A 23,434-nucleotide genomic window follows, 5' to 3' on the forward strand; every position below is an offset into this window, starting at 1 on the left:
AAGGTCACTGATGTCACAGCCTCGATCGTCGGAAAACCGCGCTGACAGCGGGCTGATGTCGGTCTGACGCCGGTCCGGAGGAAGGTCCGGGAAGGGTCCGGCGGAAGGTCCCGGGCATGCCGGGAGCGCCGTCGGGGCGTCGGCTCCGACGGCTTCTCGTGGCGCTGGTTCAGACGACGAGTCCGCCGTCGACTCCGAAGACCTGTCCGGTGATGTACGAGGCCCGGTCGGAGGCGAGGAAGGACACGAGGTCGGCGACTTCCTGGGGGCGGCCGAAGCGGCCCAGCGGGATGCGTTCGGTCATCCTGCGCACGTGGTCGTCGGAGAGTTCGGAGAGCATGTCGGTCACGATGAAGCCGGGGGCGACGGCGTTGGCGCGGATGCCGTAGCGCCCCGACTCCTTGGCGAGTGCCTTGGTGAAGCCGATGATCCCGGCCTTGGTGGCCGAGTAGTTGGTCTGGGTCGCGTTGCCGTACACCCCGGCGACCGACGACAGCGTGATCACGGAGCCGGTCCGGCGTTTCATCATCGCGAACACGGCGGCCTTGCACAGGTGGTACGTCCCGTCGAGGTTGACGCGGACGACCTGGTCCCAGTCCTCGGGCGAGAGCATGACCAGGGGGTTGTCGCGGACGATGCCCGCGCAGGACACGACGGTGTGCAGCGGGCCGAGTTCGCGTTCGGCGCCGCGCACGAAGTCGCGTACGGCCTCGTGGTCGGCGACGTCGGTCCGCGCGGTGTGCACACGGGCTCCGGCCGCCGTCGCGGCCTCGACGACGGCGTCGGCGGCCTCCTTGTTGGACTGGTAGCAGAAGGCGACGTCGTATCCGTCCTGGGCGAGCCGGATCACCACGTGCCGCCCGATGCCCCGCGAGCCCCCGGTCACCAGGGCCACGCGCCGTGCGGTTGCGGACATGCTGCTTCTCCTCTGTCGGGCGCGGGTGAGTTGTTCGGCCCGTCCGGCCTGGGCGAGTTGTCCGGCCCGTCCGGCGCGGGTGAGTTGTCAGCCCGTCCGGCGCACGGAGGGAATTTCAGCCCGTCCGGCGTTTGAGGACGAGGCCGTTCAGGCCGATCGGGGGTCTGGGGGCGGAGCCCCCAGGGACGGCACCCCGGGGCGGTGGCCCCAAAACGCGGGGTCACACACCGCCAAGCAGGGCGCAGCCCACCGTGCCGTCGCGTTCGACACCGGTCACCAACGCCACCTCACCGGGCCGGAGGCCCCCTTCGCCCGCGGCGGCGAGGACGGCGGCGATCTGGAGAGAGGTGGCCGCAGCCGAGGTGTCCCCGAGCAGCGCGCTCACCCGCAGCCACCGGGGCCGGGCGTCACCGAGCGCGTCACCGACGCCCCGCTCCTCGTGCACGGCGAGCGCCCCGCCGAGGCCGAGGGGCGCGACGAGACGTACGGCGTCGGCACCGACCCCGGCCGCGTCAAGGGCACCGCGCACACAGGCGGCGAGTGCCTGCCGGGCGTCGTCCGGGGCGTGGTAGGCGCGGAAGCGCGTGGCGAGAACCCGAGCGAGCGTCCCCCGCCCCGCGGCGCGAGCGTCCGCGGCGGGTTCCACCAGGAACACGGCCCCGCCCTCGCCGAGCGGCACGTCCCGCTCGGCCTCACCGCGGCCGTGCCACTCCAGCCAGGCGCGCTGCGTGGAGTACTCCTCGGCGGCCCCGCACAGGACGCGGGCGCAGTGCCCGGCCCGGTGCAGCCTGAGGGCGTAGCTGAGGGCGAGCAGGCCGGTCAGGGCGCCGCCCGCGACGGTGGTGTTGGGGCCCTTGATGCCGTGCCGGATGGCGCTCTGCCCGGTCGCGCGGTTCATCACGGTGCTCGGGAACCGGGCGGGGTCGACGTGGTAGGGCCGCTCCCCCGTGAGCGAGTCGCGGGTGAAGTCCATGATGCTCTGTACGCTGCCGGATCCGGTGCCGAGCACCAGGCCGACCTCGTCGGGGCGTTCGGTGAGGTCCGCGCCGCACTCGGCGATGAGGCGGCCCACGGCGGTGACGGCGATCGCCGTCTCCCGGTCCATGGTCCGGGTGCCCTTCCGGCCGACGTACTCGGCGGCGCTGAAGTCCGGGACGATCCCGCCGCGCGTGAACGGGCCGGGGTGGCTCTCGCGGTCGAGGACGGCGACGGCCTCACGTCCGGAGGTGATGCCCGCGCGGAACGGCTCGCCGCCCACGCCGTAGGGGGTGACCGCCGACCAGGCGGACAGGACGAGGTCGTTCATCGCGCGGCCTCCCGGTGGTGCCGGCCGAGGATCAGGACGGCGTTGTTGCCCGCGAACGCGAGCGCGTTGTTCTGCACCACGTCCAGGTCGGCGGGGCGCGCCTCGTTGGGTACGCAGTCCAGGCCGCACTCGGGGTCGGTCTCGCCGTGGTTGACGGTGGGCGGGATGAAGCCCTCGGTGAGGGCGAGGGCGCAGGCGGCGGAGGCGAGCGCGCTGGCCGCCCCCATGGAGTGGCCGATCATCGACTTGATGGAGACGGTGGGCGGCGGGGTCGCGAAGACCTGCCGGATGGCGCCGGTCTCGGTGACGTCGTTGGCGCGGGTGCCGGTGCCGTGCGCGGAGATGAAGTCGATGTCGTCCGGCTTCACCCCGGCGTTGCGGTGGGCCACCTCCATGCAGCGGGCCAGGGAGTCCTGGTCGGGGGCGACGGGGTGGTGGGCGTCGCAGTTCAGGCCGTAGCCGAGGACCTCGGCGTAGATGCGGGCGCCGCGGGCGAGCGCGGAGTCCAGGCTCTCCATCAGCAGGATGCCCGCGCCCTCGCCGGTCAGGATGCCCTTGCGGTCCTTGTCGAAGGGCTGGCAGACCTCGGGGGCGACGGTGCCGAGGCGGTAGAAGCCGACGAAGTTCTTGCGGCACACCGCGTCCGCGCCGCCGCACAGCGCCACCTCGACGTCGCCGTCGCGGATCGCGTCGAAGCCGTTGCCGATGGCGTAGTTCCCGGCCGCGCAGGCGGTGGGGATGGTCAGCGCCTCGACGTCGGTGAGGCCGAGTTCGCGGACGATGCCGGTGGAGAGCCGGCCGGCCTGCGCGCGGCGTGCCACGGCCGGGTCCAGGTGCTCGGGTCCGGCGGCGAGTTGGGCGGCGGTGAGCGTGTCCAGGTCGCGGGTCTCGGCGTCGGTGGTGCCGACGGAGACCAGGGACCTGCGGGCCCGCAGCTCGCCGTGGCTCAGGCCCGCGTCGGCGACGGCCATGCCCGCGGCGGCCACCGCGAACTGGGTGGCTCGGCCGAGGGTGTCCGGGTCGATGTGGTGGATCCAGCGGGCGGGGTCGAAGTCGTCGACCTCGCAGCCGTTGGCGTGTGCGAATCCCGTGGTGTCGAAGCCCGTGATGGGCTTGACGCCGCCCCGGCCGGATCGCAGCCCGTCGAGAAACGCGGCGACGCCCAGTCCGATGCTGGTGACCGTCCCGAGGCCGGTGATCACCACGCGGCGCGGTCGCTGCTCCTTGTCGTGCACCATGCCCTCCAGTCGTCGATGGCCGAGGTCCGTCGGGGGCGGCGGCTAGGCGCGGGCCGCGACCGAGTCGGTGACCACGGCGACGATGCCGTCGAGGTGGATCATGCGGGGCAGGTCGGCCTGGTCGATGTCGACGCCGAAGGCGCGCTCCAGCTGGGAGAGGATCTCGATGGCGGCCATCGAGTCCGCGTCGTGCTCCTCCTTGAAGAGGCTGGTGTCGGTCAGTTCGTCCGGCTCGATCTCGAGGATGGCGCAGACGATGTCCTTGATCCTGGCGCGGTCCACCGCGGCGACTTCCTTGGCTGTAGTCATGCCGACGATGCTGGCGAACGGCCCCTGACAGGTGGCTGATTTACGGCTGACGCAGGAAACGCCGCAGCCCCCGCGCCGCCGGACAGGGCGGTGCGGGGGCTGACACGTGCAGCCGGACGATCGGCGGTCCTCAGGACGACGAGGTCGGCGGGGTGAACCCGTTCAACTCCAGGAAGTCCCGCGGGTGTTCGACGATCCAGTGCCAGTATCCGGGGACCGTACGGGCGTACTCGCCGTAGTACTGGCGGACGGTGTCGACCAGCTTGCGCAGGGTCTCGCGGGGCACCGCGCCGCTGCGCCACACCAGGAGCATCTCGACGCGCTCGGGTCCGGTGAGGGGCACCAGGCGCACGTCCGTGGTGGCGCCGGTGGGCGGCGTGAGGGCGGCGACGCCGAGGTCGCGCACCCAGTTCATCGCCTCGCGGTGCCCGTCGACGCGGTGCAGGATCTCCAGGTCCGGGTGGTCGAAGGCGGCGAACAGCTTCCGCTCGATGGCGTGGAACCAGTGGTCCTGCGAGTAGCGGACCCAGCCGAGCGTGGCCAGTTCGCCCGGCTCCAGGCTGTAGCGCCCGGCGAGCGGGTGCTGCAACGGCAGGGCGAGCCAGACGGGTTCGCGCACGATCAGCATCTTGCCGAGGGCCGGCTCGGGCCCCTCGGCCGCCTCGGCGACGGTGATGCTCGGGACGAGTGCGGCGGTGAGCGTGCCGCTCTGGACGCCCTCGACCGCGGTCGCCGGGTCCATCGTGACGGTCTGCAACTCGACGGCGGGCAGGGCCGACTGGAGCGCGCCGCGCAGGGTCGGCGGCGTCCACTCCATGTTCCCGAACCGCAGCGGGCCCGAGGTGGGCGCGGCCGCCGCGGCCATCACCTCTTCCGCGCGTTTGACCAGGTCGGCCAGCATGGGGATGAGCCGCTCACCGAGTGCGGTGCGGGTCACCCCGGCGCGGGACCGGATGAACAGGTCCCCGCCCACTGCCCTTTCGATCCTGCGTAACTGTGCGGTGAGACTGGGCTGCGGCAGATTCAGCTCGCCTGCCCCCTTTGAAATGCTCCCGGCAGCGTCGATTGTGGCCACTATCCGCGCGTGGCGCAGCTCTATGTCCAAGTCCCCGTAACCCCCTGAAGGCAAATCCCCCGAACGCCTCACGGAAGTTGTTGAAGACGTGCACGTGAACTGGAACGACCGCATGCGAGACGCCCAAGAACCTTAACCAGGCGGGACGTTGACTGTCTACCGATCACCGCGTTAACAGGTTCCGGGGTGAACGGAAGTTCACGGCGTTCAGGCCATACCCACAGGATTGACAGAGGATCCCGTTTGAGGGTAATTCGTCAGGATGTCTGCCCCATGTAAGCGAGCGCCTGGCGGGGTTCTCCGAGGCCTTCGTCCTGCTGCAGGATCGCCTGGTAGACGCGGTGCAGGGCGCGGCCGGGCTCCAGACCCAGATCGCTGGCGAGGCGCTGGCGCGCTCCGTGGAACACCTCAAGTGCCTCCGCCTGCCGTCCGTCACGGTAGAGGGCGAGCATCAGAAGTTCACTGAGCCGCTCGCGCTCGGCGTGTTCCGTGGCCAGTTGACGCAGTTCCGTCACCGATACCCGGTGCGCCTCGACGGCCAGTTTGGCGGCGGTCAGGTCCTCGTACGCGGTGATCCTGCGCTCTTCGAGCTGGGCGGCGCTGATGCGGCAGCGCAGGCCCTCGCAGGCGTCCATCAGGGCGGGCCCGCGCCACAGGGCGAGCGCCTGCTCCAGCCGGGCGATGGCCGCGGCCGGGTCGCGGTGGACCAGGTCGGCGCCGGCGTCCGCGAGCTTCAGGAAGCGGTGGGCGTCCACGGTCTCCGGCGGCACGTCGAGCAGATATCCGCTGCCGACGGTGCGAATGAGATCGCCGCCCTTGATTCCCGTGATGGTTTCCAGATATTTGCGGAGCCGGCCGACATTGGCGTGCAGCGCGTTCCGCGCATTCGCCATCCGGCGCTCGCCCCAGAGTTCGTCAACGAGTTGGTCCGACGAAATCGGCTCACGCGGGGTGAGGGCGAGAACGGTGAGTACGGAACTGACGCGCCGGGACGCCATCGCGTACTGCTTGTCTTCGTGGGACAGGAAAACAGAGCCAAGGATTTGAATTTCCATCGTGCCAGACCCCCGTAACGAATCGTCGGCCAGGTGGTGAGATCCATCGTGCCCCGGCGGGCCGCACCGCGGGAAATACCATCCGGCGGGCCTCCCGGCCCGATGGTGGTATGGCCGACCGTGTGACATCCACGAACTGGACTTCGTCGCAGGCGAGAGGCGCCGGACCGGTGGGGGAATCCGGTCCGGCGCCTCGCTCGGGAGGGCGGTCTCAGGGGGTACGGGCGGCGACAGGGGTGCGCTCGCCGACCTCGGTGGACCCGGCGACCACGGTGGACCCCCTGGCCCCGGTGGCCCGGCGCAGCTTCGTCGAGGGCCACCAACTGGCCCTGCCCAGCAGGATCATGGCCGAGGGCAGGATCAGGATGCGGATGATGAAGGCGTCCAGGAGCACGGCCACGGCGAGGCTGAAGCCGATCTGCTTCATCTCCGCGAGGTGCAGGAAGACGAAGGTGGAGAACACCGTCACCATCACCACGGCCGCGCTGGTGACGACCTTGGCCGACTTGGCAAGACCGTCGAGCACCGCCTCGCGGGTGGGCATACCGGCGAGCGCCGCCTCCCTGATGCGGCTGACGACGAAGACCTGATAGTCCATCGAGAGCCCGAAGAGGATCACGAACAGGAACAGCGGTACGCGGCTGCCGATCTCACTGGTGGCGCTCGCCTCGAAGCCGAACAGGGTGGACGCGAGCCCCCACTGGAAGAACACGGTGAGCACGCCGAACGCGGCGGCCACGGACAGCAGGTTGAGGACGACGCCGATGAGCCCGAGGACGACGGAGCCGAAGACGAGGACCGTCATCACGAAGGTGACGAGCAGCAGCACCCCGAGGATCAGCGGCATCTTGGCGTTCTGGTTGTCGAGGTAGTCGCGGTCGACGGCGATGGGCCCGTCGACTCCGTACTCGGCTCCGGGGATCTTGCCGACAGTGGCTGGGACGTAGTCGTCACGGAGGTGGGTGAGGGAGTCCTTGGCCTGGTCGGAGCCCAGTTTGAAGGGGACGCGCAGGGTCAGCAGGCTGGTGCGGCCGTCCTTGGAGGTGCGCACCTCCAGGGGGGTGCGGGCGAAGTCGGGGTCGGCCTCGGTCCGCTTCTTGAGGGTGGCGAGGGCGTCGGTGACCTTGTCCTGCTGTCCCTTCGGGGCGTGCACGACGACCCAGTGCTCGCCGCGCAGCTGCGGGAAGGCGTCGTTGAGGCGGTCGTAGGCGCGCATCTCGGGGATCTGGCGGGAGTGGGTGTCCTTGTTCAGGACGCGCAGCTCCATGCCGAGCGCGGGGGCGGCGAGGCCGAGCATGACGAGCACGGAGCCGATGAGCGTGAGGACGGGGTGCTTCTGGGCGGGCTTCAGCAGGGCCGACCAGACGCGGCCGTTCTTCTCCGGGGTGCGGCGCCTGACGGGCTTGCCGCGCTCCATGGCGCGCCGGGCCCTGCGGTCCATGCGGTGGCCGATCTTCACCAGGAGCGCGGGCAGCACGGTGACGGAGCTGACCATGGCGACGAGCACCACGACGATGGTGCCGGTGGCGAGCGTGGAGAAGATGGTGTCGTTCGCGAGGAAGAGCGTGGCGGTGGAGACGATGACGGCGAGCGCGGAGACGACGACGGCGCGTCCCGAGGTCGCGGCGGCGATGCCGACCAGCGCCTCGGGCGAGAGCCTGCCGCCGGCCAGCTCGCGCTCCTCGCGCTCCCGCTTGAGGTAGAAGAGGGTGTAGTCGACGCCGACGGCCATGCCGATGAGCAGGATCATGTTCATCCCGAGCCCGGAGTCCGGCACCGCGTGCGAGACGACCATCGACAGGCCGACGGCGCCCGCGATCGAGGTGAGCGCGAGGAGCAGCGGCACACTGATCATGATCAGCGAGCCGAAGACGACGAGCAGGGTCACCAGCGTCACCGGGAACGTGATGAGTTCGGACTTGGTGAGGTCCTTGCCGCGCTGCTTCTCCAGGCCGTACGTCACGGACGCGTCCCCGATCTCCTCGACGACCAGGCCGGGGTGGGCCTTCTGGGCGGCGGCGGTCTGGTCGAGGAGCGGTTCGATGTAGTCCTTGGCCTCGCGCTTGGTGCCCTTCATGGACACCTCCACGCGCAGCATCTTCCCGCCGTCGGCGGTCACCGGGTCGCGTACGCCCACGACTTCGGGCAGTCGCTGCATCCGGGCGGTCACGTCCCGGGCGGCGGCCTCGGCCCGTTGTTCGTCGAGGGGGCCCGACCTCGCGTAGATCATCACGTGTTCGGTCGGCCGGTCCTGCACGTCGGCCCTTAACGCGATGGCCTCGGCGCGGCCGGACTCGCCGACCTGGAAGTCGCCGTCGCCCGCGCGCTGGTTGCCGAGGGCGAGGCCGACGGCGAGGCAGAGGGCGACGAAGGCGAACCACCCGGCGATCGCCCGGCCCGGGTGCAGGGCGCTCCAGTTGGCCACTCTCAAAACGGTCGGCTGCTTCTTCACGGCACCGGCTCCTCATACTCGTTCAGCACGTTCTTTCATGTGTAAGTTGAGGATTACAGGTGCCTTGAAGAAGCGTCAACCACGCCTCCGCATCTGGCCGAGTCCCGCCCACGAGGGTCGGTCCGGCACCCGGAACCGGCTGGTCCGCGCGTTGCCCACCGCGAATTCCGGCGGCCGAAAACAGCCACCTCCATGGCCGGAACACCGAGGGCACGCAGAGGCCCGAAGCTATGCTTGCGAACTTCCTCTGACACATCTCTGACAAGCGCTTAGCGCTTTCTGTGAACGGTCGCGTTCCTTCGCTTCACCTGCGAGTTTCGGCCGATGCTTAAGGACCTGGTTCGGCGTTCCGCGCACTCCTAGGCTCATTTTCAATCGTGAAGCCACCCGACGGGAGTCACCAATGCTCAACCGTGTAGTGATTGTTGGCGGCGGAACTGCAGGATGGATGACGGCCTCGTACTTCAAGGCCGCGTTCGGCGACCGAATAGACATCACGCTCGTTGAATCCGGCAACGTGGGCACGGTCGGTGTCGGCGAGGCGACCTTCAGCGATATCCGGCACTTCTTCGAGTTCCTCGGGCTCAAGGAGAAGGACTGGATGCCGGCGTGCAACGCCACGTACAAGCTCGCCGTGCGCTTCGAGGACTGGCGCGAGAAAGGGCACTACTTCTACCACCCCTTCGAGCAGATGCGGTCGGTCAACGGCCTGCCGCTGACGGACTGGTGGCTGCAGCAGGGCCCCACGGACCGGTTCGACAAGGACTGCTTCGTGATGGCCTCGGTCATCGACGCCGGGCTCAGCCCGCGCCACCTGGACGGCACGCTGATCGACCAGCCCTTCGACGAGGGCGCGGACGAGATGCAGGGCCTGACGATGTCCGAGCACCAGGGCAAGACCCAATTCCCTTACGCGTACCAGTTCGAGGCCGCCCTGCTCGCCAAGTACCTGACGAAGTACTCCGTGGAGCGCGGCGTCAAGCACATCGTCGACGACGTCAAGAAGGTCGACCTGGACGAGCGCGGCTGGATCTCCGGCGTCACCACCGGCGACCACGGCGACATCACCGGCGATCTGTACATCGACTGCACCGGCTTCCGCGGCCTGCTCCTGAACAAGGCCTTGGAGACCCCCTTCATCTCGTACCAGGACACGCTTCCCAACGACAGCGCCGTGGCCCTCCAGGTGCCGATGGACATGCAGAAGCGCGGCATCCTGCCCTGCACCACCGCCACCGCCCAGGACGCGGGCTGGATCTGGACGATCCCCCTCATGGGCCGCGTGGGCACGGGCTATGTGTACGCCAAGGACTACCTCTCGCCCGAGGAGGCCGAGCGCACGCTGCGCGAGTTCGTCGGCCCGGCCGCCGCGGACGTGACCGCCAACCACATCAAGATGCGCATCGGCCGCAGCGAGAACTCCTGGGTGAAGAACTGCGTGGCCATCGGCCTGTCCAGCGGCTTCGTCGAGCCCCTGGAGTCCACCGGCATCTTCTTCATCCACCACGCCATCGAGCAGCTCGCGAAGAACTTCCCCGACGAGGCCTGGGACCCCGCGCACCGCGACCTCTACAACGACGCGATCGCCCACGTCATGGACGGCGTCCGCGAGTTCCTCGCGCTGCACTACGCCGCCGCCAAGCGCTCCGACACCCAGTACTGGCGCGACACCAAGACCCGCCCGCTGCCCGACGGACTCGCCGAGCGCATCGAGAAGTGGAAGGTCCAACTGCCCGACTCCGAGACCGTCTTCCCCTACTACCACGGCCTGCCGCCGTACTCGTACATGTGCATCCTGCTCGGCATGGGCGGCATCGACCTCAAGGCCTCGCCCGCCACCCGGCTCAGTGAACCCGACGCCGCCGCGCGCGAGTTCGCCGCCATCCGCGAGAAGACCCGGGCCCTCACCTCGGCCCTGCCCAAGGCCTACGACTACTTCGCGCGGATGCGGTGACGCCGGGCTCCCCCGGCCGCGCCACCGACGTCCCGGGCATCCCGGCCCCGCGCCCCGCGGCCGGGATGCCCGCCCCCACCGAGCAAGGAAGGCCCTCCCATGAGAGATCCAGCCCTGCAAGTGGCCGCCGAGGCGACGCCCGACGGCTTCCGCACGATGATGAGCCGCTTCCCCACCGGCGTCTGCGTGGTCACCGCGCTCGACGCCGACGGTGAGCCGCGCGGCATGACCTGCTCCGCGGTGTGCAGCGTCTCCATCGACCCGCCCACCCTGCTCGTCTGCCTCCGCGCGGACAGCCCGACCCTGGCCGCCGCCCTGGCATCCGGCGCCTTCACGGTGAACCTGCTCCACGAAGGCGCCCAGGACGTGGCCGAGCTCTTCGCCTCCGGCGACCCCGACCGCTTCCGCGCGACGCCCTGGGAGCGGGCACCGGACGGCGCCGGACCCCATCTGATCCGCGACGCGCACACCGTCGCCGACTGCGACGTGGTCCTGACCCAGCGCATGGGCAGCCACGTCACCGTCTTCGGCGAGACCCGCCGGATCACCCAACGCCACGTACAGGAACCGCTGTTGTACGGACTGCGGCAGTTCCGCTCCTGGTCCCGGACCTGACCCCGCCGGCCCCGCCCGCCTCTTCGGCCCACGGCCCGAGCGACGCTCCGCGACCCGCCACCAGCCCATTCACTCCCCACGAAGGACGCCATTCATGAGCGGGACCACAAGCCCCGACCCCCAGGAAGTCGTACGGCTCGACGCCGTGCGCAAGGTCTACGGCGGCGCCAAGGGCCAGAAGAACCAGGTGGCCGCCCTCGACGGCGTGTCCATCGGCCTCGACCGGGGCACCTTCACCGCGGTGATGGGGCCCTCCGGATCCGGCAAGAGCACCTTCCTGCACTGCGCCGCGGGCCTCGACCGGCCCACGTCGGGCTCCGTGCGGCTCGACGGCGTGGAGCTGTCCACCCTCAAGGAACGCGCGCTGACCAAGCTCCGCCGCGAGCGGATCGGCTTCATCTTCCAGGCCTTCAACCTGCTGCCCGCCCTCAGCGTGCTCGACAACGTGACGCTGCCGCTGCGGCTCGCGGGCAACAAGCCCGAGCGGGGCGCCGTGGACGAGGTCCTGGAGCGGGTCGGGCTCGCCGGGATGCGGGGACGGCGCCCCGGCGAGCTGTCCGGCGGCCAGCAGCAGCGCGTCGCCATCGCGCGGGCCCTGGTCACCAAGCCCGCCGTCATCTTCGGCGACGAGCCCACCGGCGCCCTCGACACGCACACCGCTCGCGAAGTCCTCATCCTGCTGCGCGAGTCCGTGCGCTGGGCGCGCCAGACGATCGTGATGGTCACGCACGACCCGGTGGCCGCCGCGCACGCCGACCGCGTCCTCTTCCTCGCCGACGGCCGCATCGTCAGCTCCCTGGAGCAGCCGACGCCGGACCAGGTGGCGGAGCGGATGACGCATCTGGGGGCGTGGGGTTCGGAGCGGGTCGTTCCGACCGCGGCGGGGCCGGGGGCGGAGCGGAGTGCGCTCGGGGCCGAGGGGCCCGAGGGGGCAGCCGGGGCCTGGGGTGCCGCCGGGGGCGGCCTCGGCGCCGGGGGCGGGGCCGGACCGGCGTCCGGACCGGCGCCCGGTGGGCGGGCCGTGCGGCCGTCGTCGCGGACCTCCGTGCAGGCGCCCGCGTGGGAGGGCCTGCGATGATCAGGATCGCCCTGCGCACCCTGCGTCACCACCGCAACGGCTTCCTCGCCTCGTTCATCGCGCTGTTCTTCGGCGCCGCGATCGTCGTCGGCTGCGGCGGACTCCTGCAGAGCGCCCTGAAGAGCACGGCCGAGCCCCAGCGGCTCGCCGCCGCGCCCATCCTCGTCAGCGCCGACCAGCGCTATCTCGGTACGCAGAGCGAGGAGCCGTTCGTCGAACGGGTCCCCGTGGACGCGAAGCTGGCCCAGAAGCTGAAGTCCGTCGACGGTGTCGCCGCGACGGCGGCCGACGTGTCGTTCCCCGCCGCGCTCGGCTCCGCCGACGGCAAGCGGGCCGAGGCGAAGGTCACCGGACACGGCTGGTCGTCCGCCAAGCTCACCCCGTACCGCGTCAGCGACGGCGTGGCGCCCTCGAAGCCGGGCCAGGTCGTCCTCGACGAACGCCTCGCCGGGCAGGCCGGGTTGAAGCCCGGCGACCGCGTCCGGCTCCTCGTCGGCGGCGGCACCCAGAACTTCGAGGTCTCCGGGCTCGCCCGCGGCGACGGAGGCTCCGGCACCGTCTTCCTCACCGACGCGCGGGCCGCCGAACTCTCCACGCGCCCCGGGAAGGCCGACGTCATCGGAGTGTTCCCGGACTCGGGCGCGGACACCGCCCAGGTCGCGAAGGCCGTCGAGAAGACCCTCGACACCCCGGCCCTCACCGTCCTCACCGGCTCCGAGCGCGGCCGCGCCGAGAACCCCGACATCGTCTCCGGCGGCGACGACCTCGTCGCCCTCGCGGCGGCCTTCGGCGGACTCGCCGCGATGGTCACCGTGTTCGTGGTCGCGAGCACCCTCGGCCTGTCCATCCAGCAGCGGCAGCGCGAGATGGCGCTGCTGCGCGCGATCGGCACCACGCCCGGGCAGCTGCGCCGTCTGATCCTCGGCGAGACGCTGCTGCTCACGGTCATCGCGACGGCGCTGGCCTGCGCGCTCGGCCCGCAGTTCGGCCGCGTCCTGCTCGACGCGTTCGCCTCCGCCGGTGTCGTACCGGACACCATGGAGTTCCACCCCGGCAGCGTCCCGCTGATCGCGGGCGCGGCCACGGCCCTGGTCACGGCGGTCGGCGCCGCGTTCATCGCGGCCCGCGGCCCGGCCCGCACCCGGCCCACCGAGGCGCTCGCCGAGGCCGGCCTCGAACGGAGCTGGTTCAGCTGGCCGCGGGTGATCCTCGCGGTGCTCTGCCTCGGCGGCGGCACCGCGCTCGCGGTGGTCACGGCCGGGATGGACGGGCCGAAGGCGGCCGGGGCCGCGACGCCCGCGGCGATGGTGTGGACCGCCGGGTTCGGGCTGCTCGGCCCGGTGCTCGCGCGGGCCATGACGCGCGGGCTCTTCCGGCCCCTGCGCTCCCTCTCCGGCCTCTCCGGGCGGCTCGCCACGCTCAACTCCGAGGCGCGCACCGCCAGGTTCGCCGGCGCGGTGATGCCGGTGATGCTGGCCACGGGCCTGGCCATCGCCCTGATCTACATGCAGACCACCAACTCCCGTGGCGCGGAGCGGGCGTTCGACGACAGCCTGCGCGCCGACCTGGCCGTGACCTCCGACGCCGGGGGCCTGCCCCTGGACATGGTGGAGAAGGTGCGGCGCCAGCCCGGCGTGGCCGCGGCGTCCGCGCAGGTCTCCAGCATGGGGTACGTCGAGCCGAGGACACCGGTCGAGCCGACCGCGGACAGCGGTGAGGGCGCGGCGGACCCGCCCGAGATGGCGCTCGCGGGCATCACGCCCGAGGGCATCTCGAAGACGACGGCGTTCCGCGCGACCGAGGGCAGCCTCGACGCCCTGCGCGGCGAATCCGTGGCCCTGCCCACCCGCTACACCGACGGCCACAAGATCGGCGACATGGTCCCGATGCGGCTCGGCGACGGCAGCCTGGTCAAGCTCAAGCTGGTGGCCACGGTCAAGGGCGAGCGGGGGTACGAGACGGCGCTGCTGCCCGCCGCGTTCCTCGCCGCGCACACCGACTCGGGCCTGATCCCCCGCATCATGGTGACGGCTGAGCCCGGCACGGACCGCGCCGAACTGACCGCCACCCTCTCCGCGCTCTCCGGCGACCAGCCGGGGCTGCGCGTGACCACCCGCGACACGCTGGCCGCCGCGCAGGCCGAACAGGACGACACCCAGGCGTGGATGGCGTACCTGGTCCTCGGCGTGGTCGTCGGCTACGCGGTCATCGCCCTGGTCAACACCCAGGCCCTGGCGACCACGGAACGCCGCCGCGAGTTCATGCTGCAACGCCTGATCGGCGCGACCCGCCGCCAGGTGATGCAGATGATGGCGATGGAGGCCGCCCTGGTCTCCCTGGCCGGCATCCTCCTGGGCTCCCTGGTCGCGGCCCTGACCCTGGTCCCCCTGAGCATGAGCGTCCTGGGCACGGCCACCCCCGAGGGCTCCCCCTGGATCTTCGCCGCGGTCGTCTCGGCGGCCTTCGCCCTGACCCTCGCGACCACCCTGGTCTCGGCACTGACGGTGCTGCGGAACCGGCCGGTGGAGGCGGTGGGGGTACGGGAGTAGGCCCCTGGCCCTTACGGGACCCGGCACACGCGAAGGTGCGTGTGCCGGGTCTTCGGCTTCGCGGGGGCCGCCCCGCGGAAAAGGGGCGGGAACGCCGAAGCAGCCCTCGACGAGGGCTGCTTGGTGAGGAGCGGAGGTGCGGCTTACGACGCGTGGCGTACCGCCCGCTGGGCCGGTATCGCGTCCACGACGCGGAGGCGGGTGGACTGGGTGCTGCGGCGGCGAGGAGCGTGCTCGACCTGGGCCGGGCGCGCGGCCATGCCCTTCAGGAGGGCGACACCCAGGGGCGTCAGCGTGTGGAGCACCGTGTTGCGGATGCGGCGGGTCGTGATGAGGCCGGTCTGGCGGAGCACCGCCGTGTGCTGGCTGGCCCCGGCCGCGGAGATGCCGAGGCGGTCGGCGAGCTGGCTGGTGGTGCAGCTGGCGCGCAGGACGTGCAGGGCGGCGGCGCGGGTCTGGCCGACCAGGGCGCCGAGGCTCTGGGTGCTCTCCTCGGGCTCCGGCTCGTCCCACAGGGCCGCCGCCTGCTGTACGTCGGGCGGGGTGGCGAACGCCAGGACGACCGGGCTGTTCTCGCCCAGCTTGCGGGTGACGCGGCCCGCGCGGTGGTTCAGGAACACCGACGGCGTGAGGACGAGGCCACGCCCGTCGAGGTAGATGTCCTCGTCGGGCCCGTCGTGGATCTCCAGGACCGGCGCCTTCCACGTCATCTTGGAGTGCAGGGTCGCCAGGAGCAGCTCGACGCCGCCCGCCATCACGACCCGGCCGCGCGCGTCGCACTCGGCCTCCAGGTAGGCCACGATCCGGTCCCAGTACGGCGCCACGACCGCCTTCCACAGCTGCGACAGGTCCCCCGCCGCCTCCTGCGTCGGCAGCTGCGGGACCGGCGCCGCCGCGTCCAGGAGCTCACCGCTCATCGCCCGGTCGGAACGCTCGATGCTCCGCAGCAGGGAGTCCAGGTCACCCGTGTCGGAGAGCAGTCCGGGCCGCTGCGCCAGCGCCTTGCCGACCTGACCGCGCCAGCGCGCGAACGGCGCCGGAACGCCGCGGCCGAGCAGCCCGCAGGCGAACGCGGTCTCCGCCAGCGGTCCGGCCGTCGTCTTCAGTCGCGTCCGCGCGAAGTCCGCGGCGGTGAAGTGGATTCGTTGCATGGCGATGCCCCCAGGTGTCCGCGTGCCCCGTGTCCCGTGTCCCGTGTGGGTTCCGCGCGAAGAATGAGAAGAAGAAAGAGAGAAGAGAGAGAAGACAGAAGAGAGAAGTCAGTCAGGGAGGAGCTGGTGGTGGACCAGGCCGCCCCCGGCATCCCGCTGTTCAGGCCGTCGCGCCGACTACTTGCCCGTGAGCGTCACGAACACCTCGTCCAGCGTCGGCCTGCGCAGCGCGAAGTCGGCCACCTCCACGCCCTGTTGGCGCAGGGCCACCGCCGCGTTCGCGAGGCCTCCCATGCCGTCGCTCAGGGCGATGGATATGAGGCCGCCGTCGGTGTCCACGGACGGCTCTTCGGCCGACACCCCGCGCAGCGCCGCCACCGCGGCGGCCAGGCCGTCCGGGCGCGCCACCGACACTTCGAGACGCTCCTCGCCGACCTTCCGCTTCAGCTCGTCCGGCGTGCCGTCGGCGATGACGCGGCCGGAGTCGATGACGGTGATCCGGTCGGCCAGGAAGTCGGCCTCCTCCAGATACTGCGTGGTGAGCAGCACCGTCATCCCGTCCGCGACCAGCTCGCGCACCACGTTCCACAGCGCCATCCGGCTCACCGGGTCGAGTCCCGTCGTCGGCTCGTCCAGGAACAGCACCGACGGCGTCGCGACCAGGCACGCGGCCAGGTCGAGCCGGCGTCGCATGCCGCCGGAGTACGTCCGCGCCGGGCGGTCGGCCGCGGCCGTCAGGTCGAAGCGGTCGAGCAGGTCGTGGGCCCGCTGCCGGGCCGGGCCGCGGCCCAGGTGGAGCAGCGTCCCGATGAGGACCAGGTTCTCGCGGCCCGTGAGGTGTTCGTCCACGGCGGCGTACTGCCCCGCGAGGCCGATCCTGCGCCGTACCTCACGCGCCTCGCGCACCACGTCGAACCCGGCCACCTCGGCGCGGCCGCCGTCCGGTTCGAGCAGTGTCGCCAGCATCCGCACGGTCGTCGTCTTGCCCGCGCCGTTCGGCCCGAGCAGGCCGAGCACCGTTCCGCTCGGCACCTCCAGGTCGACCCCGCCGAGCGCCTCGGTCTGCTCGTAGCGCTTGCGCAGACCCTCCGCCTGAATCGCCATGCCCACGAGTACTCCTCAAGGTCCGGTGACCGACGGCCGTCAGGCGGCGGTGGAGTCCGCGGCCGAGCGCAGGCCGCGCGGGCGCATGTCCGTCCAGTGCGCCTCGACGTAGGCGAGGGCGTCCGCGCGCGGGCTCTCGCCGAGCGCCACCGTCCAGCCCTCCGGCCGGTCGGCGAACGCGGGCCACAGGGAGTGCTGGCCCTCGTCGTTCACCAGCACGAGGAAGGATCCGTCGGGGTCCTCAAAGGGGTTCGACACGTCGCACACTCCGTAACCAAGTAGTCAGGTGGCGGGCCTTGCGCCTGGTCCCGAAGCGCGCGCTCCCGGCCCGTACCGTCATGTTCTCGGCACGGCTCTGACAAGGTTCTGACGTCCCGCTGATGGGGCTTGGCGGACGTGGGGCGGTCCTTGGCGGACACGGGGCGGTCCTTGACGGACACGGGGCGGTCCTTGACGGACACGGGGCGGGGTCATCGGCCTTCGGCCTCGTCCTCAATCGCGGGACGGGCTCATATGTCCCGGTCCAACTGGCGCCGCGTCGCCGCCACATCGCACTTGCCGTTGGCGTTGAAGACGATGTCCGGGACCACCCGCACCGACTCCGGGACCAGCGCCGACGGCAGCTTCTCGGCGAGTGCCTCCCGGACCGTGTCCGTGAAGTCGGCGCTGCGGGCCCGGTCCTCGCCGGACGTGGGGGCGGCGTCGTCCTTGGTGCGGATGAAGAGCTCCAGCGTGTCCACCGGACCCCGGACGATGTCGAAGGCCGCGTCCGCCACCCCCGGCACCGCCAGGACGTGGTGCCGCAGCTCGCCCAGTTCCACCCGATGGCCGTTGACCTTCAACTGGTCGTCCCCGCGGCCCAGATAGAGGAGGGCGCCCTCGGGCAGCAGCTCCACCACGTCCCCGGTGCGATACGCCCGCCCCGCCGCGCCGCCCAGGTCCCGCTCGTCGAGGAACTTCCCGCCGGTGTCCCGGCCCCCGAGATACCCGGCGGCCACCGCGCGGCCCGCGATCACCAGCTCGCCCGGCCGCCCCGGCGCCACCGGCCGCAGCTGGTCGTCGACCACGTACGCCCGGGTGTTCCAGGCGGGGGCGCCGATCGGCACCGTCGGCGTCGTGGGCACATGTGCGCTGTCGAAGGCGTATGCGCAGCAGCCGATCGTCGTCTCCGTCGGGCCGTAGTGGTTGACCAGGCGCACGCCGTCGAGGCGGTCGCCGAGCGAGGCGATCAGCGCCGGGTCGAGGCCCTCACCGCCGAACATCAGCAGCCGCGTCGCGAGGTCGTACCGCGGCGGCTCCGCGAGGACGTCGAAGAACCGGGCGTGCGACGGCGTCAGCTTCACGAACGTGTAAGGGTCCTCGCGGGCGCCGAACAGCGTCTCCTGGTCGTGCAGCCCCGACACCGTCACCACCCGCAGCCCCCGCGCCAGCGGCACCCACAGCGACGTCATCGCCAGGTCGAAGCCGAGGCTCGCGAACAGCGGGCTGCCGATGCCGCCCCCGCCGACCAGCTCACCGCACCAGGACACGTAGTTGGCCAGCGACGCGTGCGACACCATGACGCCCTTGGGCGTGCCCGTCGAGCCGGACGTGAACACCACGTACGCGATGTCCTCCGGGCCCGGCAGCACCCGCTCCGGCGGCGCGACGGCACCCGGCGCGCCCACGGAGGCACCGGCACCCACCGTGCCCGACGCGTCCCCCGCGCCCACCGCGCCCACCGCGCCCACCGCGCCCACCGCCAGCAACTCCCGTACGTCGAGGACCGGCACCCGTACCTCCGGCAGCCCGGCCGCGCCCGGCCCGCCGTCGTGGAGCAGCGCCGCCGGGTCGGCACCCGCCAGGACGGCCGCGGTGCGGTCGCCGGGGTGTGCCGGGTCGATCGGCACGTACGCGGCGCCCAGCGCCATCACCGCGAGCGCCCCCGTCACCACCCCGGCCGTGCGGTCGGCCCACAGCGCGACACGGTCGCCGGGGCCGACCCCCGCCTCCTCCAGACCCGCCGCCACGGACAGGACTCCGCGCCAGAGCTGACGGAACGTCACCACTTGTCCGGCCGACTCCACGGCCACCGCGTCCGGCCGCAGCCGTGCGTGGTCCCGCACCATCCGCACCACCGAGTCGGCCTCGAACCGGCGCACCGCGCCGGACAGCATGCTGGGGTGTGCCACTGACGACACGGTCGACGTCACCATCGTCACTCCACTCCTGTCATCGGGCCGGGCCCTGCCCGGTCATCGCGCCGGGACATCCCCGGCGCCGCTGGCCGCCGCCACCCTCATGAGGTGCTGCGGATCGTTCGTGAGGTGCTGCGAGTCGCTGTCCGTGAGGGCCTAGGGTCCGCTCGGGCCGACCCGTCCGACGCCACCAGCCCGTCCGACGCCACGGACCCATCCGACGCCAACGCCCCGTCCGACTCCACCGACCCGGCCGCCGGGCACACGCCGTCCGCCCGGCTCAGCCCGTCCGGCCCGCTCAGCCCGTCCGGCCCCGCCGCCGCCATCCGGCGCAGCTCCGCCGTCACCACCGCGAGCAGCAGCACATCGAGGGCCAGGTCCTGGACGGCCGAGAACTGGTGGATCGTGAAGTTCAGGACCTGGCCCGGGAGCAGGTCTATGAGGACGCCGGTGCGCAGGGCGCGGAAGGCCGCGCGGCGGTCGCGGCGCAGCTTGCGGACCGCGTACACATACAGCCCCCAGGTGACGGTCGCGCAGGCCAGGGCCACCACCAGGGCGTTCCACTCGCGCTCGCCGTCCGGGCCGTCGAGGCCGCTGGCCGCGAGGCGGCCGAGGCGCAGGAAGCCGAAGAGGACAGCGAGGACCACCGCGGCCCTGACCACGCCGGCGCGGTCCGCGAGGCCGCCGAGGCGGTCGGCCAGCGCGTCCCGGGTCGCACGCCACGCGGCAGGCTTCGGCTCCCGCAGGGGCAGCGTGCCGAGCGCCCGCAGCAGCGCGCGGTCCGTCTCCCGGCGCGAACCCTCAAGGAGCTTCCTGGCCTTGGCCATCTCGGCCGCCGTCAGGCCGTCCTCCACTCCGTGCAGCAGCAGCTCGGCCGCCTGGGAGGAGCGGGTGGCCGCGGCGAGGTCGACGCGGTCGGCGGCTCCCACCGGGCCGGACCCGACGCCCTCCGCCGCCCCACGAGCCGCACCGGCGCCCGCGCCCGCACCCGCACCCGCACCCGCACCCGCACCCGCACCCAGGCCACCACCCGGCGCCCCGTCGTCCGCGCGCCAGGCTATGACGACCAGGACCGCGAAGCTGAGGTAGATCAGTCCGGCCGCCGGGGCGTACAAATACCCCTCGTTCGAGACCTGTTTGCCGACCTGGTCGATGAACAGGCCGAAGCCGATGCCGCCGACCGCGGCCCCCGCTGTCCGCAGCCGCCGCCCGGCGAGCCCGAGCAGGGCCACCTGGCTCACGGCCATGAGCAGGCCGCCCCACAGCATGTGCGAGATGTGCACCGTGGCGTCCGGGTCCTTGCTGCCCAGCTTGGGATATCCGGCGAGCGCGAGGAACGCCCGCGTGAGCAGGACCGTGAGGATCCCCGACATCACGAACAGCCGCAGCAGGGGCGCCGAAGTGGCGGACCTGCGGGCGCCGATGGAGGTCAGTGGCTTCATGATTCGAGTGTCCCGGCGCCGCCCCGCCCACCGGATCCGGACTGTCCCCCACCCCACCCCGATCCGCCCCCTACGGGTCCCCTCGAACAGATCACCCGGCGCACAACCGCGCCAAGTTCGCTCGCCGTGACACCCAAGTCGAAGGGAAGGTCGAAGTGGTGGCGGCCACGGACCACCAGGTCCGACACCTCGACGCCGCCCAGACGGGTACGTCGCACGAACTCCCGCTGCTGGCGCGCGAATTCGTCCGTCTCGTTCTCACCTCGGGCGACGACGAGCCGGGGCAGCGCCAGGCCGGCCGGCCCTGCCCCCAGCGCCGAGCCCGTCGGCCCCGCCCCCAGCGCCAGGCCCCGGGAGCCCGGGAGCAGCCGCATCGGGCTGCACGCCCGCGCCTCCTCCCCGTCCATCCCCAACGCGTCGTTGACGTACGTGTGCCGCAGCAGCTCCAGGTCGTACACACCGCTGATCAGCGTGGCCGACGACACCGCGGCGGACGCGGTCGTGCCCGCGCGCCGCCAGCCATCGGCGTCCAGCAACGCCGAGGCGACCAGGTGCGCACCGGCGGAGTGCCCGGCCAGGTGGACCGCGCTCGGCGCGCCCGGCAGGGCGGCGAGCCCGGTGCAGATCCGGCGCAGGGACTCGCTCGCCGCCGCCGTGATCTGCCGCATCGAGTACGTGGGCGCGAGGCCGTAGCCGAGGGCGGCGAACGCGATGCCCGCGTCGACGAAGTCCCGCGCGGCGAAAGCGGCTTCGGACTTGCTGAGCTCCTGCCAGTACCCGCCGTGCACGAAGACGAGCAGCGGGGCGCCCGCGTGGGCCGCGGGGAAGTAGTCGAAGGCCTGCTCGGGCAGCGGGCCGCAGCTCAGGTCCCGGTGGACGGTCAGCGTGGCGCGGGCCCGGGCGCTGTCGGCCGCGTACCGGTCGAGGTGGGCGGTGAGGTCGGCCACGCGGGAGCTCGGGGAGAACTCCCGGTCGAGGTCCCGCCGCTCGCCCGCCGTCCGCGGCGCACCCGACCCACCGGACGCACCAGAAGCACCAGAAGCACCAGAAGCACCGAACGCACCGGACGCACTCACCCCGGCGGCGTCCCCCACCGCATGCCTCACGACACCACCGCCCACACCTCCGGCAGCACCCGACGCCGGGCCGCCTGCCACAGGTACGAGGCGCCGTCGGACCCCGCCGTCCCCGTCGCGCCGCCGAGGAAGCGCTCGGCAAGGACCGCGTGCCGGGCCCGCCACATGGCGAGCGCCTCGTCGAAGTCGATCAGCGCGCCGCGGACCTGCTCGACGACGGCCGGGTCGGCGCAGCCCGCCACGAAGTCGCGGTACGCCTCCTGGACGGACCGCTCATCGAGGCGGGCGCGCAGCCGTGCCCGGTCTCCCTCGGTGAATCCGTCGGTCTTCAGATAACGCGTGTCGCGAAGGCCGCAGAGGAATTCGACCTCGCGGAACTGCGCGGACTGGAATCCGCTGGCGCTGCCCAACTCCGTGCGTATCGCGTCGAATGCGGCCGGGGTGAGGGTGGCGAGGCCGTCGAACTGCCGCACCAGTGTGCTCACGATGACGGGGAGCGGCGCGACCCGCCGTGCGGCGAGCCGTCCGTCACCGGCGTCGAGCGCGGCCCGCGCGGCTTCCAGGTGCCGCAGCATCACGGCGAAGAAGATCTCGCACGACTGGTGCGTGGCCAGGAACAGGACGCTGTCCACGTCGTCGTCGTGCACGCGCGCGCTCTGCAGGAGTTCGTCGAGCTGGAGTATCTGCCCATAGGACGGAGCGACGGCTTGGCCGTTCACAGCAGACCCCTTCCTCGCAGACGGAAGGGTCTGCGCTTGCACACGACACACACCGAATTCCCGGCGGTCGCGTATTGGCGTGGAGTTGGTGATGGGATGCCTTCTGTGTGACGAGCCTAACCAGCGGAAATTCCCCGGGCAGCGTCATCAAGCGCACACTTAAAAGCGCACCTCACCCCCGAACAACCGCAGCGCACCCCACCCCCGAACAACCGCACGGAACACAGGACGGCCAGATGCCCCGCACGCCCCGCCCCACCCGCCTGGCCCTCGCCCTGACCGCCGTCCTCGCGGTGCTCACGGGCTGCTCGACCGCCGACACCGACCACGGCGCCGACCGGCCCACCGACCGCCGCACCGGCGCCGGGAAGACGCCCCGCCCGCCGCAGGCCGACGCCCCCTTCGACTACCAGCTGGGCGGCCCCTACACGCCCCCGGCCGGCGTCCGCGCCGTCTCCCGCGACCGCTCCGCGAACCCCGCCCCCGGCCGCTACAACATCTGCTACGTCAACGCCTTCCAGGCCCAGCCGGGCAAGGAGGCCGCCGCCTGGTGGGACGACGAGCACCCCGACCTGATCCTGCGCGACGACGACGGCGACCCGGTGATCGACGAGGACTGGGACGAGCCGCTGCTCGACATCTCCACCGCCGCCAAGCGCAAGGAGCTGCTCGGCGTCGTCGGCGACTGGATCGACGGCTGCGCGCGCTCCGGCTTCGACGCGGTCGAGCCGGACAACCTCGACTCCTACGCCCGCTCCGACGACCGGCTCGACCCGGCCGACGCGACGGCGTTCGCGCGGCTGCTCGTCCGCCGGGCGCACGAGCGGGGGCTGGCGATCGCGCAGAAGAACACCGCCGAACTCCTCGACAAGGGCATCGGGTTCGACTTCGCGGTCGTCGAGGAGTGCGGGCAGTACGACGAGTGCGAGGCGTTCTCGTCCGCGTACGACAGGAGGGTCTTCGACATCGAGTACGAGAAGAAGGGGTACGCCGCCGCGTGCCGCCGCTGGGGCAAGGACCTCTCGATCGTCCTGCGCGACCGGGACGTGCGCCCCGCCGGGGAGAAGGGCCACGTGTACCGGCGGTGCTGAGCCGTGCCCCCGCCCGACCGGTCCACCACCCCCGGCCGATCCACCACCCCCGGCATCTCCCCCGCACCGGCGAGGACGCGCCCCACCGCCCACCGCGATACTGACAGCCGCATCCGCCCGGGAGCCG

18 protein-coding genes and 1 pseudogene are annotated in these 23,434 nt (G+C 72.1%); 5 read left to right on the top strand and 14 right to left on the bottom strand.

The genetic code is table 11. The annotated features are described in order from the left end of the window. Window positions 1-169: 169 nt before the first annotated feature. The 7 genes from fabG to ACFVHO_RS09085 form a co-directional block, all read right to left on the bottom strand. Window positions 170-916 (bottom strand): 3-oxoacyl-[acyl-carrier-protein] reductase, encoded by a 747-nt coding sequence (gene fabG, locus ACFVHO_RS09055; protein ID WP_385711724.1) that lies wholly within the window; start codon window positions 914-916, stop codon window positions 170-172. A gap of 220 nt (window positions 917-1,136) precedes the next feature. Beyond that, the gene (locus ACFVHO_RS09060; RefSeq protein WP_385711725.1) at window positions 1,137-2,222 is read right to left on the bottom strand and encodes a beta-ketoacyl synthase N-terminal-like domain-containing protein; all 1,086 of its coding nucleotides are present in this window, start codon (window positions 2,220-2,222) and stop codon (window positions 1,137-1,139) included. Next, the gene (locus tag ACFVHO_RS09065; protein WP_385711727.1) at window positions 2,219-3,460 is read right to left on the bottom strand and encodes a beta-ketoacyl-[acyl-carrier-protein] synthase family protein; all 1,242 of its coding nucleotides are present in this window, start codon (window positions 3,458-3,460) and stop codon (window positions 2,219-2,221) included. Before ACFVHO_RS09065 ends, ACFVHO_RS09060 begins: the two co-directional genes overlap by 4 nt. Before the next feature lie 42 nt (window positions 3,461-3,502). Further along, on the bottom strand, window positions 3,503-3,769 hold the full coding sequence (locus tag ACFVHO_RS09070; RefSeq protein WP_385711729.1) for an acyl carrier protein: 267 nt from the start codon (window positions 3,767-3,769) through the stop codon (window positions 3,503-3,505). A gap of 130 nt (window positions 3,770-3,899) precedes the next feature. Continuing rightward, window positions 3,900-4,916 (bottom strand): LysR family transcriptional regulator, encoded by a 1,017-nt coding sequence (locus ACFVHO_RS09075; RefSeq protein WP_385711731.1) that lies wholly within the window; start codon window positions 4,914-4,916, stop codon window positions 3,900-3,902. A gap of 185 nt (window positions 4,917-5,101) precedes the next feature. Then, entirely contained in the window at window positions 5,102-5,899 is a 798-nt protein-coding gene (locus tag ACFVHO_RS09080; protein ID WP_385711733.1) for a BTAD domain-containing putative transcriptional regulator, read from the bottom strand. A 211-nt stretch (window positions 5,900-6,110) separates the two neighbouring features. After that, window positions 6,111-8,351 (bottom strand): MMPL family transporter, encoded by a 2,241-nt coding sequence (locus ACFVHO_RS09085; RefSeq protein WP_385711734.1) that lies wholly within the window; start codon window positions 8,349-8,351, stop codon window positions 6,111-6,113. Between the two features lie 403 nt (window positions 8,352-8,754). Here ACFVHO_RS09085 and ACFVHO_RS09090 point away from each other — a divergent pair, with 403 nt between their 5' ends. The 4 genes and pseudogenes from ACFVHO_RS09090 (at window position 8,755) to ACFVHO_RS09105 (ending at window position 14,547) form a co-directional block, all read left to right on the top strand. After that, window positions 8,755-10,305 (top strand): tryptophan halogenase family protein, encoded by a 1,551-nt coding sequence (locus tag ACFVHO_RS09090; RefSeq protein WP_385711735.1) that lies wholly within the window; start codon window positions 8,755-8,757, stop codon window positions 10,303-10,305. A gap of 99 nt (window positions 10,306-10,404) precedes the next feature. Continuing rightward, the gene (locus ACFVHO_RS09095; protein WP_385711736.1) at window positions 10,405-10,920 is read left to right on the top strand and encodes a flavin reductase family protein; all 516 of its coding nucleotides are present in this window, start codon (window positions 10,405-10,407) and stop codon (window positions 10,918-10,920) included. A 94-nt stretch (window positions 10,921-11,014) separates the two neighbouring features. Then, window positions 11,015-11,776: pseudogene (locus ACFVHO_RS09100) on the top strand (ABC transporter ATP-binding protein); the annotation flags it as partial. Between the two features lie 218 nt (window positions 11,777-11,994). After that, window positions 11,995-14,547, top strand: a complete 2,553-nt coding sequence (locus ACFVHO_RS09105; RefSeq protein ID WP_385711738.1) for an FtsX-like permease family protein — start codon at window positions 11,995-11,997, stop codon at window positions 14,545-14,547. A gap of 143 nt (window positions 14,548-14,690) precedes the next feature. Here ACFVHO_RS09105 and ACFVHO_RS09110 read toward each other — a convergent pair whose 3' ends face one another. From ACFVHO_RS09110 to ACFVHO_RS09140, 7 genes are all read right to left on the bottom strand, one after another. After that, on the bottom strand, window positions 14,691-15,698 hold the full coding sequence (locus ACFVHO_RS09110) for an ArsR/SmtB family transcription factor (protein ID WP_385711740.1): 1,008 nt from the start codon (window positions 15,696-15,698) through the stop codon (window positions 14,691-14,693). Between the two features lie 177 nt (window positions 15,699-15,875). Beyond that, complete coding sequence (locus ACFVHO_RS09115; RefSeq protein WP_385711741.1) at window positions 15,876-16,802, bottom strand: ATP-binding cassette domain-containing protein; 927 nt, start codon at window positions 16,800-16,802, stop codon at window positions 15,876-15,878. A gap of 39 nt (window positions 16,803-16,841) precedes the next feature. Further along, window positions 16,842-17,060: an MbtH family protein gene (locus tag ACFVHO_RS09120; RefSeq protein ID WP_385711743.1), complete on the bottom strand. Its 219-nt coding sequence runs from the start codon at window positions 17,058-17,060 to the stop codon at window positions 16,842-16,844. A 251-nt stretch (window positions 17,061-17,311) separates the two neighbouring features. Next, a complete protein-coding gene (locus tag ACFVHO_RS09125) occupies window positions 17,312-18,973 on the bottom strand; it encodes an amino acid adenylation domain-containing protein (protein WP_385711745.1) in 1,662 nt (553 codons plus the stop codon). A gap of 107 nt (window positions 18,974-19,080) precedes the next feature. Beyond that, window positions 19,081-20,421 (bottom strand): hypothetical protein, encoded by a 1,341-nt coding sequence (locus ACFVHO_RS09130; RefSeq protein WP_385711747.1) that lies wholly within the window; start codon window positions 20,419-20,421, stop codon window positions 19,081-19,083. Further along, a complete protein-coding gene (locus ACFVHO_RS09135) occupies window positions 20,418-21,527 on the bottom strand; it encodes an alpha/beta hydrolase (protein WP_385711748.1) in 1,110 nt (369 codons plus the stop codon). Before ACFVHO_RS09135 ends, ACFVHO_RS09130 begins: the two co-directional genes overlap by 4 nt. Further along, complete coding sequence (locus ACFVHO_RS09140; protein WP_385711750.1) at window positions 21,524-22,216, bottom strand: tryptophan 2,3-dioxygenase family protein; 693 nt, start codon at window positions 22,214-22,216, stop codon at window positions 21,524-21,526. Before ACFVHO_RS09140 ends, ACFVHO_RS09135 begins: the two co-directional genes overlap by 4 nt. Window positions 22,217-22,452: 236 nt before the next feature. Between ACFVHO_RS09140 and ACFVHO_RS09145 the strand changes: the two genes are divergently transcribed. After that, window positions 22,453-23,307 carry an endo alpha-1,4 polygalactosaminidase gene (locus ACFVHO_RS09145; protein WP_385711751.1) on the top strand — a complete coding sequence of 285 codons (855 nt, stop codon included), beginning with the start codon at window positions 22,453-22,455 and terminating at the stop codon, window positions 23,305-23,307. Window positions 23,308-23,434 lie beyond the last annotated feature (127 nt).

It is taken from the genome of Streptomyces sp. NPDC127108, assembly GCF_042677545.1.
Lineage (GTDB): Bacteria > Actinomycetota > Actinomycetes > Streptomycetales > Streptomycetaceae > Streptomyces.